General features: G+C 71.6%; 2 pseudogenes. Both read right to left on the bottom strand.

What is annotated here, in order from left to right:
• Positions 1 to 152, bottom strand: a pseudogene (locus tag BZY54_RS54545) (transcriptional repressor); the annotation flags it as partial.
• Positions 153 to 392: 240 nt separating this feature from the next.
• Positions 393 to 620, bottom strand: a pseudogene (locus BZY54_RS48650) (phosphoglucomutase, alpha-D-glucose phosphate-specific); the annotation flags it as partial.

Here is a 620-nt window from a genome sequence, read left to right as displayed (position 1 = left end):
CCGACGCGCTCGCGCACCCCGGACGCGATCGCCTCCACGCCGAGGTGGTCACCCTCCCGCACTGTCTCCAGGAGCGCGACGCGGGCGGCCGTCACCCGCAGGCCCGCACCGCGCAGCTCCTGCGCTGCACTCGGAGGCTGGGCTGCCGTCATGGCGCAGAACCTACCCTCACAAACACGAACGGTTCAAGGAAACGAACGGTGAAAGTCTGGTTCGTGTCGTGCGGGCCCGCGCGCACCATCCGCACAGTATGTGTGCGGTCGTTCACCTGACGGAGTCGGCGAACGGCGCCCGTCCGCCGATCACCCGGTGGGAAACGCCGGGTGATCTCCTGGTGGAGGAGGACGGGCCGGTGCCCCTCCCTGCGGCCGGACGGCTCGCGGACGCCGCGGTCAGCCGCCCAGTGCGGCCAGGACGACCTGCTTGGCCCCCTCCTGCACCTGGCGGAGGTGGTCGGCTCCCCGGAACGATTCCGCGTAGATCTTGTAGACGTCCTCGGTGCCGGAGGGACGGGCCGCGAACCAGGCGTTCTCGGTGGCCACCTTGATGCCGCCGATGGGTGCGCCGTTGCCCGGGGCCTCGGTGAGCACGGCCGTGACCGGCTCCCCGGCGAGGGTGTC

It is taken from the genome of Streptomyces carpinensis (genome assembly GCF_002154505.1).
In the GTDB taxonomy this organism is placed as follows: domain Bacteria; phylum Actinomycetota; class Actinomycetes; order Streptomycetales; family Streptomycetaceae; genus Streptomyces; species Streptomyces carpinensis.
This window is presented reverse-complemented; position numbering and strand designations above follow the sequence as displayed.